The following is a 12,153-nucleotide window of genomic DNA, read 5'->3' as shown; positions in this document are numbered from 1 at the left end:
AGGCAAAAAGTGCCTAAATTTCCCCCCTGATCAATCCAAGGGCTGGCAGTTTTTGATTTCAAACAAGCTTAAAGATATTATCCAACAAGGTTTTTAGATTTATTCAGCCAGCCCTAAATAGAGATAAAACCAATAAATGCAGCTATTCTAACCTGAGCAATTCTCCATTCAAGCAACATCCTTGAGAAAACCGACTAAAGGCAAGAAAACTGGCGCTAAATTCGATCGAGCCACGGCTAAACAGGGATAGGATCGATCACTATAATTTTCCCCCACCTGTAAGGGAAAAATCTTTTCTCCTAAAGAGATAAATACCCCGCCAGCGGCCTGTAGAATTGCCCAAACCGCAGCAATATCCCAGACTTTTGGGGTTGCTTCCACTCCTCCCAAGACAGTGCCATCGGCAACCAAAAGCAGATTATAACTAGCCACTCCTATCATCCGCACTTTGCAGGGAAAGGGGTTTTTGAATACACCTGTACTACGAGCGCAGAGATTAAACAGATGATTTTTGCTGGGAAAATCGTCACTGGTGTGAATCGGTTGACCGTTGCAGTAGGCCCCCTCTGGACCGGTTAAACCCGTCTCACCGTACCAATAACCATAATAGGACTGTTTCAGGCAGGGGAGATAAACAAATCCGAACACGGGAGTCCCCCGGTAGAGAAGTCCTAGGGAAATGCCCCAGATGGGAATACCGCGAGTAAAATTAGTCGTGCCGTCGATTGGATCCACTACCCAAGACCATTCTTGATCCGGGAAAATATGGGTAGTTTCCTCGGTTAAGACTCCATGATCCTGGAAAGTGCGGGCAATTAATGATCGCAATTCGCCATCGGACCAACGGTCGGCAGCCGTCACTAAAGTCCCATCTGCTTTATTGGTGGCCTGTAATTTGCCAAAATCAGCTACTAGGCGATCGCCCACCTGCTCGGTAGCCTGATAACAAAAGTCTAAAACCTGACTCCAAAAAGTTTCCATAATTTTCTCGTTCGTTTTCTAGTAGAATATTAGCTTAGTGTCTAAACTTAGGTAGTCGAGATTGAGCGCGGAAGCCCACCAGGAGATCAGACTAGCTACCCGTCTAGAAGCGATACTTTACCTAAAAGGGCAGCCTGTCCCCTTAACCGAGATGGTGACATTAACCAACAGCGATCGCTTGACGGTGGAAGATGCTATGATCGAGTTAATGTCCGATTATGCCCACCGGGATAGTGCCTTGGAAGTGGTGGAAACCCCCCTCGGTTATAGTTTACAATTGCGGTCAGCTTATCAGAATTTGATCGAAGACCTGATCCCGGCCGAATTAGGCACAGGAACCCTCCGCACTTTAGCGGCGATCGCACTGAAAGAACCGATTTTGCAAGCGGATTTAATTAATTTGCGGGGCAGTACGGCCTATCAACAGGTTCAGGACTTGGTAGAACGAGGATTTGTGAGAAAACGCAAGCAAAACGAAGGTAGATCCTATTGGTTAGAAGTAACCGATAAATTTCATCAATATTTCGAGGTTGACAATCTTAGGGAACAGGGTATTCTAGAAGCTACCGATCAGGAATAAGGAGGGAGAGGGTATATTAAGGGTAAATATTTCTGATCACTGAGCTAAACTTGAAGAAGATAGGGGGGACTTCGGGCAATCAAGAAGAGCGATTTGTTAACCTAGATCCAATAACCACTACAGCGTGGAAGTTCTGATGACTTTTAATCCTGATTTTTTTCCCTGGGAAACCGAAGAACAAAATGATAACTGTCTGATGCAGTATCTCCAGCAGCAGCATCCTGAAACCCTTGAGAGAATAGCCCAATCCGTCAGTAGCGAAATTAAAGATATTATCTCGCAAAACGTCAGGGGATTGGTGGGAATGTTGCCCTCAGAGGATTTTGCGGTACAAATTACCACTGACCGCGAGAATTTGGCGAATCTTCTCGCTTCAGCGATGATGACAGGTTATTTCCTCGGTCAAGTGGAGAAGCGCCATCATTTAGAATCAATTTTGTTAGCTACAGAATCAATTAAATTGGGCAAAAAACCAAAAATAGATTAATCCTCACCCCAAAAAGATAGAGACACTTTCACCGGTGTCTCTATCACTTTATTAACCCCCTTTGGCAAAACTCACCATCACCAAAATCGAGAGCAGGATACCGGGGACAAGTAAACCCGCTAATAATCCAAATTCAGTCAACGTCATAGGAAAATATGCCCAAAATTCCATCACTTCCCACTCTAACCCCCTCTTCCGGCCACCTCAACAAAGCTTAAGGAAAATTTAAAGCCTTTTATCGGTTTTTCTTCCTACACAAACCAAAGAGAGTCTTTTTGATGTGGGTAAGCGGTTTATAATTCTTTTTTCAGCGCCTCATATAAAGCTGAATAATCTTCCTCTGCTAATCCCATTGCTAAAGCTTTTTCCAGAAGACGCTCTACTCCTGTTAGGGGAAAAGTGGTTAAATCTAACTTCTCCGATTCCTCTAAAAAGAGATTGACATCTTTGAGTAAATGTTTAGTGGGAAAGTTAGGGTTAGCATAATTTTTCTCTAACATTCTGGTTAATTTTTTGTCAAAAGTAGGCGCATATAAGGCACTTTGACGCAGGATAGTCATGAATTTTTCTAGATCTACTCCTTGCTGGGATAAAAAAGCTAAACTCAAAGCAAAAGCACTGGTTAGAGTGGCAATTAATTGATTTAAAGCTAATTTTAATGCCGCAGCGGTTCCCACTTCCCCGATTAACATCGGTTCTTGACCAAAATGTGCTAATAAATTTGACCATTGATGGAACTGTTTCTCCGTTGCTCCCACCATAACTAAGAGAGTCCCCTTTTTAGCTTCGGGAATACTTCCTAACACGGGTGCTTCTAGATATTCTCCCCCTTTAGCCACAATTTGATCTCGCAGTTGTTTACTTTCAGAAGGGGCAATGGTTCCCATCTGGATAATAGTCCGATTATTGAAGTTAGATTGCTCGTAATTTAATCCTAAAACCTCTTGGATAGCGGCGGCATTAGTTAACATTAAAATCAGACAATTTGCCTCCTGAATTACTTGTTCAGGAGAGTTAACTGTTTTGGCTCCCAACTGCTGTAAAGGTGCTAATTTTTCTAAGGTGCGATTATAGGCAATAACAGAAATTTTCTGATTTAATAATCTTTCTACCATTGGCGTTCCCATTAATCCTGTTCCCAAAAATCCAACTTTCATGACTCAATTTTCCCCTGATTTAGTGATTAGTTTTTACTTGTTTTTATGGCTGTCCAATGACGATTAGAAGACTGATAAATTTTAATATTTTTTAATCCCGACTGCTGGATTAAATCGGCAATTTCTGCTAGGGTAAAAGCGGCATGGAGAGAATCTTTAAATAGTTGCGCTTGTCGGGGAGAAAAATTAGGATCGATTTCCCTCACCATCCCCTGGATTATTTCCTCGGAATCAGGACGGAATAAATCTCTTAAAAAAATGCCCCCATTCGGTTTTAAAACTCGCTTAATTTCGCGTAAAAAAGGCAGAGGATTTTCGAGATGATGGATTAAACTATTAGAAATAACTAAATCAAATTGCTCGGATTGGTAGGGAAGATTTTTTCCATCAACTTTCTCCAATTTGATCTGTTCTTGACAGTTAGCATTAAGGATATTTTTTTGACCAATTTCTAACATAGAATCGGCCAGATCAATAGCGATAATTTGCCATTGGGGACGTAGTTGACTGAGTATAATCGGAATGCGTGCAGTACCAGTTCCTACATCTAAGACCCTAGCATTAATACCGGCTAATTGTACGGCTTCTTTGGCGAAATTAGTATTAACTTCCGTGAAGTCCATGGCATCATATTCGATCGCTTCTTCCCGATCATCCATTACTTCTGGTTCTAAAATTCTTTCCATAGAAAAGCTATCTTTAGGGATTACAATATTGACAATACATCGGATCGGCGGTTTTTTCACCGTTGGGAAAGAGTTTTTCCTCTCGATAATCACACCTTTGACAACCGTATAGTTCCAGTTTAATTAAAGAGGTGGGAAAGTGACATAAACCACAGGGTAAACCCGATGTTCTTTCGATAATATCAAACCCCGGACAACCACAATTAGGGCATAATTGATTAAGTTTTTGAACAAGATTTGCTGTCGCAGCTGCAATTGCTTTCATCCGCGTGGGATTGTGCATAGCGCGCATATCGGTTTCTAGGTGTACTTTGCCGTTTTTGTCAAGAATATCTTCAACAATTTTAACGAAATTTTTCTGGTCAGTAATTCCCTTAAAAATATGCTCAGAGTCGAGAGAATTTTTATCAAACATCACCACTAAACCATGACTAGGAAACCCTATTTTTTCGGCAAATTCTAAAGCATCTGCTAGATTAGTGACAGTTTGGTGAGCGTGATTAGTTTCCGTGACTATTGCTTGACCAATTATTTCTAGATTATGGACTCGATCGAGTAATAAAATCAATTCACGATTACAGGAAACTAACGGCAAGTTAGGATAGGGATAAAAACTACCCTCACTAGCAATTCCGATATCGTATCCCGAAAGCTCGATCGCTTGTTGTGCCTTCCTGCGAGCGGTTTCAATTTGTGTCCCGATGCGCTTAATATTCCGGGTAAAAGTGCCAAAGCGATCGGTATTAAAATTATCGGGTACAATCACCTTAAGGCCTATTTCTTGCGCTAAAATCGGTGCAATCACCCGCTCTTTTCCGTGCATAGTCCCTAAAATTGCTATCCGATCTTGAAACATCTTTTCTTGAAACATCTTGATCAAGGAAAAAGTAAAAAACAGCAATCAGCGAAAAGAAAACGGCAATTTCCTACTTAAGACTGTCCACTTAAAACTCACATCTGATAACTGATAACTGATAACTGATGGTGGGTTACGGCGAATACTAAATAGGTGGTAAAGTATCTAAATTATTGTCGCCTAACCCACCCTACGCTAAGTTTCTGGGGTTTTTCCCTGAGCTTGTTTTAATCTTTCTGCTGCTGTTTCCATGACTTCTGCAAAGTTTTCGAGAATTTCGCCGGGGTGTGCTTCCAGGATTTTTGTGGATAGGGAAATGCGGTTTTTATATTCGTCAATTTCCGCGACTACCACTTGAATTGCTTGACCAACTTTAAAGAAAGTCATGGGAGAATTAAAAGAGGCTCCTGTCACCTGTTTAGCATGGAGTAATCCCGTCACTCCACCGCAATCGACAAAGACACCGTAGGGTTGTAATTTAACCACAGTGCCACTTAATAATTTACCCACAGCTAATTGACTGATAGCCTTAGCGCGAGCAATTTCTCGCTGAGATAAAACTAATTTATTATTTTCTTGATCGATTTGAATAAAAGTTGCGGTTAAAAGTTGTCCGATCAGGGAATCTAAATCATTTTTTTCGATTAAATGGGAGCGAGGGATAAATCCTTTTAATCCTTCCACTTCTCCCGTCACTCCCCCCTTATTCACCCCCGTGACGCGCAGCTGTACCGACTTGCCACTTTCAGAGATTTCCCTGACATTTTCCCAAGCTTTTTGTAGTAATAATTGCCGCAGAGACAGGGTAACTTGTCCTTCCGCGTCCTGTCCACGGGTAATCAGAAAATCGAATTCTGCACCTATGGGTAAAGCTTCGGGAATGGAAGTAACATTTTCGAGGGAAATTTCCCTTAAAGGAATAAAAGCGGAGGATTTGCCGCCAATATCGATGAATGCTCCATCGGAGGTGTGTTGATCGACTCTCCCGCGCACGATTTGCCCTTTTTCAAATTGATAATCGTATTGATCAAGAGCTTTGGCAAAATCGTCCATGGAAAAGGCTGGGTTCGGTGTCATGATAAATAGAATAGTTACAAGTATGATTTCGAGCTGCTTCCAGTGTAAGCTGAAGCTTGAGGAGTCAGACCATTAAGATTTAAGAAGGCTAAATAACTCTAGCACATGACCCCAGGCAGATTTGGCCGCCTTAGCATTATAACTAGCCCTTTGGTCGCAGAAAAAGCCATGGTCGGCGTTTTCATAGCGGAAAACTCGATGGGGGATTTGATAACGGGTTAATGCGTTTTCTATCTCATCCACTTGCTTTTGAGGAATACTGGTATCCAACACCCCGAAAAATGCGTAGATTGTCCCTTTGATTTGGGGAGTCACCTTCACTGTCGCTTGACCACCCCCAGGGGTTCCCGTGGTGATTCCTGCACCGTAAAAAGAGGCAGTAACTTTGATATCCTCTAGAGTGGAGACAAGATAAACCACATGACCACCAAAACAAAAACCGATCGTGCCGACACCGGTTTTTTGCACCTGTGGCAAACTATAAAGATAATCGATGGTGGCTTGGATATCGCTGATTAATTCGGCTGCTTTGGTTTGTTCCTTGTACTGACGACCGATTTCGATATCTGCCATACTGTACCCCGTTTCAAAACCAGGAGCAAATCGCTGATAAATGGCAGGAGCGATCACTATATAGCCTTCTTGGGCAATTCTGCGGGTGACATCTCGAATATGGTCATTTACGCCGAATATTTCCTGAATCACGATAATTGCTGGATAAATTCCCACTCGATCGGGAATGGCTAAATAGGCATCTATGTCAATATCTTTGTTAGAAATCGTAACAGTTTGCGTATTAATAGTCATAATTTTCTCGGTGAAAAGGATGTTGGTTTTCTAGTAAAAAGTCAAATCTTGCTCAAATCAAAACAAACTTTGCCAAGGCCGCAGCCACCCCATTTAAGTTTACACTGGGGGCAACCCAATCGGCTTGATCCTTAACGGCTTGGGGAGCATTACCCATAGCGACACCGATACCCGCATAGGTGAGCATAGAAACATCATTAAAATTATCACCGATCGCCATAACGTTTTTTGGTTGTAATCCTAGGATATCTTCGGCCAAAAATTGGGTGGCGCTTCCCTTGGTAGCCTCAACGTGGGTAACTTCAAAAAAAGTCGGACTCGATTGGGTAAAGTATAAATCTTGATTTTGATAGCGTTGCTGTAAATGCTGCCAAATCTCGGCGATAAATTGCTTATCTTCCCCCATGGCCAGGATTTTAGTGGTTTTGTGGGCGACTTTGCGTAAATCCCCCACTGCTTCGGCAATAATACCCGATCGCTGGCGATAGAATTCCGTTTCCGCGTTTAATTGCCGCACATAAAGCACATCGTCCATATAAAAATTAAGGGAGATTTTCTCCTTCCATTGGGGTTGTTCGAGATAATCCAAAAGATCGATCGCCAAGTCGGGGGAAATAGGGGTATGTCGATGGTGAACTTGGGAAACAGGATCTTGAATCCAAGCGCCATTGTAAGCAATTATAGGTAAAGTGGATTTAAGGCGTTTATGAAAGCGTAAAGCCGAGCGGTACATCCTACCAGTGCCAATAGCGACGGAAATCCCCTTTTTTTGGACGGAAGAGACAGCTTGCACCACGGCCGGATTAACCTGATTGTTATCCCCGGCGATCGTTCCATCCACATCGACAACGATTAAGCGAATATCCACAGTCTTTTCCCATTCAACGGTAACAGTTAATAGTTTGCCACTTCCCCCATCAAAAAGGGTAAATCTTGGTATTCAGCCAAGGCATTGTTAAAACCCGATGGCTCTGGATGGGTAAGATAGGGATAGAGAATTCCCCAAATAACCATCGAGATAGTCGATCTGGCTAGAATTAAACTAGCCAGATCGAGACAGAGCTTAATTCTTTCAGCTAGGGGCATTTTAGCCCGTAATTCCGCCCCCGATTGGGGACGATGGATAATCAGGGAGGCCACCGCACCGATCGCCGTCCCTTTACCGATAATGATGAGGGTGCGTCGCTGCAAATTCCTGACTCCTAAGCTGGATAGATGCGAATACGGCGATTCGGTTCCTCTCCGAAGCTATCGGATTGGAGACGGTAATGTTCCACTAATTCGTGCTGCATTTTCCGCACTTTCGCCGAGCGGGGCAGTAACTCCACCGGTTGGCCGGTAGGAATAACGATTTGTTCCACCGCTAACCGGGCCTCCTCCAAAGCTTCGATCTCGTCATCACTACCGCTGCGGGCAAATAAACGCAGATCCGCACCTTCCTGATTCATCGGGTCATCAATGCCCAAAATCCGCTTTAAACCGCGAGAAATTTGGGGCAGGGTATTGGATTTGATGCCGTGGATGGGAATTTGTCTTACTTTGGCAATTTGCCGCAATTTTGACTGATTTTTAACGTGGGAACGCAGGGCCAGCACCGCGTCGGCCTCCTGTAAATCTTTGGTCAAAACGATCGGCAAATCTAGGGCCTGTACTACCTGCTCGATCGGAGCGCGACTGACTCCGTAGGGATAGACATAAACCGGCCAATCTTCGCCATTGGGACCGGGTACGCGGACTTTTTCCGTTTCCGGTTCCTCCTGTAGCCAAGATTGTTCGAGGAGGCGATCAAAATCGTTTTCCCGGTTGAGAGGGCCCGCAGGGAAACGGGCCACGGGGGTCATCCGGCCATCGGCCCGCCATCCCTTGGGTTTATCCATTTCTGGCAGATAATTGCCGCGCAAAGGGGTGAGGTTTTCCGGTTTTGGTTCTTCCTGAGCGACCTGTACTTTTCCCTCCTCATCTACCCAACGGATTTGGGCAATTGCTTCCCGTCCCCGCAGCAGTTGGTCGATAGTAGTAGATACGTCCTCGTGGATGACCCAGCGCTGACGTTCCAACATTTCGATGGCAATCTCAAAGGTGGGGGGTGCTTTGCGTTCTAAAACGGTCTTCTGAGAACCCCGGCGGCGTGCTTCTTCGTCTCCGAGAGTTACTGCCTGAATTCCCCCGACTAAATCCGATAAAGTCGGGTTTTTAATTAAATTTTCCAATTGATTGCCGTGGGCCGTTCCCACTAACTGCACCCCGCGTTCGGCGATCGTGCGAGCAGCCAGAGCTTCTAATTCCGTACCGATCTCATCAATCACGATTACCTCTGGCATATGGTTTTCCACTGCTTCGATCATGACCTGATGCTGTAATTCCGGACGGGACACCTGCATCCGACGAGCGCGACCGATGGCCGGATGGGGAATATCTCCATCTCCGGCGATTTCGTTGGAGGTGTCGATAATTACTACCCGTTTGTTAAGATCGTCGGCTAAAACTCGGGCTATTTCCCGGAGAGCGGTGGTTTTTCCTACCCCCGGACGACCGAGCAGCAGCAGGGATTTTCCTGTTTCCACTAGGTCGTTAATCAGGGTGATCGTACCAAAAACAGCCCGACCGATACGACAGGTTAAACCGATAATTTCCCCGTCTCGATTGCGAATGGCACTGATCCGGTGCAGGGTGCGTTCAATCCCGGCGCGATTATCGCCGCTAAAACTGCCCACCCTGGCGATCGAATACTGGATTTCTTCTTTTGAGATCGGTTCGTCTCCCAGATCGATCGCCCCATCGGGAAAACGCGCTTCTGGTATGCGTCCCAAATCCATAACTACTTCGATTAGTTGATGCTGCCGCGGGTGTTCCTCGATTTTGCCGCGAATCCGAGCCGGTAGAATTGCCAAGAGTTTGTTTAAATCGTCGGTCACTGGCATCCGAGAGGAGGGTAGGGTTTCTGGCATTAATAGTAAAGGGTTTTGGCGATAATTGGCCGTTTTTATTTCCAAGATTTTCTTGGGGTCTAACACATTTATGGGTTAGTTGTCAATTAAAAAAATATTATAGTTTTTTGACCAAGGCTAGGCTTTTAATTGAGCAACCACCATAGAAGCGGCTTTAAGGGCTTCTTTGTAGGCTTGGGGGTCATTTTCAAGGTTAAGCTGGTCTAAATGCTCTAAAATTGGCAAAATCAATGAACGGGCGTAACTTCCATAGGCAATACCAGCGATTTTTTTTCTCAGTCCCAGTTGCTGTAATTTGGTCACGGTGTGGTCATTGGTTCCCCCGGCTAACTGCACAAATCCGGCTAGATTGCTGGAAAGGACTTTTTTGGCCATATTAATGGCCGGGTGGGTGGTCCCTTTGCCGATATCGCCGCTCATCGGTCGGCCGTCCGTCTGCCAAATCAGAGGACAGCTTAGGGGTGAAATGGTTTCTCGCAGATAGTGGAGGTGATCAATGATATATTCATCATCTTGGCAACTTATGGCCAGGATTTTTAGGTTTTTAGTTAAAGGTGCGATCGCTTGCCAGAGTCGAGCAAATTCCTCTCCATGACCGACTTGGGTATGAATTTCGATCGCATCTACTCCCATTTCGATAATTAAGGGGATAATTTCTGCGGGTTGACAGACACGGGATCTTGTCTCGATTATCTGCGGGGGACAAACGGGTAAACAGCGACCGCAACCATAACAGCGCTGTTCAATCACTCCCCCCCCATCAATAGCATAAGCGGGACAGATTTTTTCGCAGGGACGGGGACAATCGACCGGACAGAGTTGCGGGTTAAAGACAGCTTTGCGAAAGTGGGGATCTTCACCGTCATTGAGACTGACCATTAACCAAGGTCGTCGATTTGGGGAGAATGCGGCGATTTTTTCCGCCGTTTCGATGCCTTCCTTGGCCGCAAGGATCACGGCTCGATCGGCAGCCACATCAATACAATCGGCCCCGGCGATAGTATAGGCCAAGGCGAGGTTGCGAATCGTGGGCAAATCTTGGTAACTAGCTCCACAGATGAGCTTGAACCAGTGACCCGCAACTAGGGACTGTAAGGGAGAGGGGTTTTTATCTAGCACTTTTTTATCCTATCGCGCCCAGCCCCTAAATGTCAGCCTTGTGCTGCTCTGATTCTGACTAAAGAATGATTATTAATTCTTCTTGGACGCACTAAGTCAGAAACGGTAAGTAAAACCGATTTATTCAACAACTTCATTGTCTTTTTACCAGTAAGTCACCGAAGGGCGGTCGTCTTCCTTTATATTCTTGATGTATAATGATAGTTATATAATGTCAACAGTATTTTTAGATGATTTTTGAGATATAATGACGGATAGGGAACTAGGACAGCGTATGCAGAAATTACGAGAAAACGCTGGGTTAACTCAAAGAAAACTAGCGGAACGGTTAGGTGTGACAGTGCAAACCGTAAGCAATTGGGAAACAGGCTACAGGGAACCGAGAATGAACCCATCTCAAACATTAAAGCTATGTCAATCCCTTAACTGCTCACTTGCACAACTAGCTGGAGCGGTCGCAACGCGCTCGCTACGCGAGACCGCACCATGCCAAGACAACTGACATATTTAGGTATCCCCAATCTCAACAGCGATCGCAATTAAAGAAAATATAGGAGACAGAAAATGGCTAACGAAACCGTTACTTATTCCCTAGAAGCTGTTCTGACAAGGATCGAAGGGAAAATAGACTCCCTACAAAGAGATGTCAATCAAAAATTCGACAAAATCGATGAACGGTTAACCAAAGTAGAAATAGGACAATCGGAGATCAGAGGGGACATTAAAGCCTTAGATGAGCGACTAACTACGGAAATTAAAGGACTAACGACACGGGTTGCTTATCAGGAATTTACCAACCGGGGAATTTTTATCGCCCTAGTTGTCGCCATTTTAGGAGGGGCTGCTAAACTTTTTGGTTTTTTTCCCAATCCCTGACAGCGATTGCCATCGGTTAGGCCGAGGTTGACACTAAAGACCTAAACCAAGTTCTAAAATCCAGTTGATTCTTTTTGGACGAATGCCATCGGCCTCTACATTCAACTATAAACCCAAACGCTGCTTTTGACGGGCTTTATAGGAAGCTAACAGCCAGATAGAGCCAGAAATCAAAGAAGGAGCAAGGACGAAAAAAGTGGCCATGGTTACGGGATGTTCCCGGGCCCACACCCAATAGATCATCACGGCAAAAATCAAGCCACAGTAAGCTAGTCCGAGAAAGGGAATGCCAATGACTAAAATGGCGAATCGAGTATCTTTATCCATAAAATATCGTGATGGCAGCGAAAATTTGGCTGATGGGTTCCGCTTGTCCCTATCTTTACTTATAATCTTCCTTCTGGGATTGCTTGGGGAAAAATAAGGTATTTTTTAGAATTAAGTAGCTGGTTATAATTAAATTAAAAATGGATTTTAGGTTCGATCCCCCCTGCCCCCCTTGATAAGGGGGGTGCCGATAGGCGGGGGGATCCCCCCTGCCCCCCTTGATAAGGGGGGTGTCTGACAACTTTTAACGCC

General features: G+C 44.6%; 15 protein-coding genes. 4 read left to right on the top strand and 11 right to left on the bottom strand.

The window, feature by feature from the left end; genetic code table 11:
- Positions 1-168: 168 nt before the first annotated feature.
- On the bottom strand, positions 169-981 hold the full coding sequence (locus O9323_RS09475) for an inositol monophosphatase family protein (protein ID WP_002737211.1): 813 nt from the start codon (positions 979-981) through the stop codon (positions 169-171).
- 61 nt (positions 982-1,042) lie between these two features.
- Here O9323_RS09475 and scpB point away from each other — a divergent pair, with 61 nt between their 5' ends.
- Positions 1,043-1,561 carry an SMC-Scp complex subunit ScpB gene (scpB, locus tag O9323_RS09470; RefSeq protein WP_002737651.1) on the top strand — a complete coding sequence of 173 codons (519 nt, stop codon included), beginning with the start codon at positions 1,043-1,045 and terminating at the stop codon, positions 1,559-1,561.
- Between the two features lie 136 nt (positions 1,562-1,697).
- Complete coding sequence (locus tag O9323_RS09465) at positions 1,698-2,048, top strand: DUF760 domain-containing protein (protein WP_002735620.1); 351 nt, start codon at positions 1,698-1,700, stop codon at positions 2,046-2,048.
- Between the two features lie 293 nt (positions 2,049-2,341).
- Here O9323_RS09465 and O9323_RS09460 read toward each other — a convergent pair whose 3' ends face one another.
- The 9 genes from O9323_RS09460 to ldpA form a co-directional block, all read right to left on the bottom strand.
- Positions 2,342-3,205, bottom strand: a complete 864-nt coding sequence (locus tag O9323_RS09460) for an NAD(P)-dependent oxidoreductase (protein ID WP_123230531.1) — start codon at positions 3,203-3,205, stop codon at positions 2,342-2,344.
- Positions 3,206-3,231: 26 nt separating this feature from the next.
- The gene (locus O9323_RS09455) at positions 3,232-3,891 is read right to left on the bottom strand and encodes a class I SAM-dependent methyltransferase (protein ID WP_193979201.1); all 660 of its coding nucleotides are present in this window, start codon (positions 3,889-3,891) and stop codon (positions 3,232-3,234) included.
- 13 nt (positions 3,892-3,904) lie between these two features.
- Positions 3,905-4,762: a DUF6671 family protein gene (locus O9323_RS09450; RefSeq protein ID WP_149107908.1), complete on the bottom strand. Its 858-nt coding sequence runs from the start codon at positions 4,760-4,762 to the stop codon at positions 3,905-3,907.
- A gap of 180 nt (positions 4,763-4,942) precedes the next feature.
- Positions 4,943-5,800: a S1 RNA-binding domain-containing protein gene (locus O9323_RS09445; RefSeq protein ID WP_193979205.1), complete on the bottom strand. Its 858-nt coding sequence runs from the start codon at positions 5,798-5,800 to the stop codon at positions 4,943-4,945.
- 96 nt (positions 5,801-5,896) lie between these two features.
- Positions 5,897-6,631: a dienelactone hydrolase family protein gene (locus tag O9323_RS09440; protein WP_288125011.1), complete on the bottom strand. Its 735-nt coding sequence runs from the start codon at positions 6,629-6,631 to the stop codon at positions 5,897-5,899.
- Positions 6,632-6,683: 52 nt separating this feature from the next.
- Positions 6,684-7,499 carry a Cof-type HAD-IIB family hydrolase gene (locus O9323_RS09435; protein ID WP_288125010.1) on the bottom strand — a complete coding sequence of 272 codons (816 nt, stop codon included), beginning with the start codon at positions 7,497-7,499 and terminating at the stop codon, positions 6,684-6,686.
- A 26-nt stretch (positions 7,500-7,525) separates the two neighbouring features.
- Complete coding sequence (locus tag O9323_RS09430; protein ID WP_288125009.1) at positions 7,526-7,822, bottom strand: hypothetical protein; 297 nt, start codon at positions 7,820-7,822, stop codon at positions 7,526-7,528.
- An 11-nt stretch (positions 7,823-7,833) separates the two neighbouring features.
- Positions 7,834-9,579, bottom strand: coding sequence for a R3H domain-containing nucleic acid-binding protein (locus tag O9323_RS09425; RefSeq protein WP_502846423.1), 1,746 nt, complete (start codon positions 9,577-9,579; stop codon positions 7,834-7,836).
- A gap of 117 nt (positions 9,580-9,696) precedes the next feature.
- Complete coding sequence (gene ldpA, locus O9323_RS09420; RefSeq protein WP_288125007.1) at positions 9,697-10,698, bottom strand: circadian clock protein LdpA; 1,002 nt, start codon at positions 10,696-10,698, stop codon at positions 9,697-9,699.
- Positions 10,699-10,945: 247 nt separating this feature from the next.
- Here ldpA and O9323_RS09415 point away from each other — a divergent pair, with 247 nt between their 5' ends.
- Positions 10,946-11,200, top strand: a complete 255-nt coding sequence (locus O9323_RS09415; RefSeq protein ID WP_024970346.1) for a helix-turn-helix domain-containing protein — start codon at positions 10,946-10,948, stop codon at positions 11,198-11,200.
- A gap of 62 nt (positions 11,201-11,262) precedes the next feature.
- Positions 11,263-11,574 carry a DUF4164 family protein gene (locus O9323_RS09410; protein ID WP_002737935.1) on the top strand — a complete coding sequence of 104 codons (312 nt, stop codon included), beginning with the start codon at positions 11,263-11,265 and terminating at the stop codon, positions 11,572-11,574.
- 105 nt (positions 11,575-11,679) lie between these two features.
- Here the strand turns inward: O9323_RS09410 and O9323_RS09405 are convergent, their stop codons facing one another.
- A complete protein-coding gene (locus tag O9323_RS09405) occupies positions 11,680-11,901 on the bottom strand; it encodes a hypothetical protein (protein WP_002736250.1) in 222 nt (73 codons plus the stop codon).
- Between the last annotated feature and the right edge of the window lie 252 nt (positions 11,902-12,153).

Origin of the sequence: Microcystis sp. LE19-131.1A, assembly GCF_027532015.1 — a bacterium.
Lineage (GTDB): Bacteria > Cyanobacteriota > Cyanobacteriia > Cyanobacteriales > Microcystaceae > Microcystis > Microcystis ichthyoblabe_A.
Note: the sequence above shows the minus strand (reverse complement) of the source record. Positions and strands in the feature narration are given on the sequence as shown.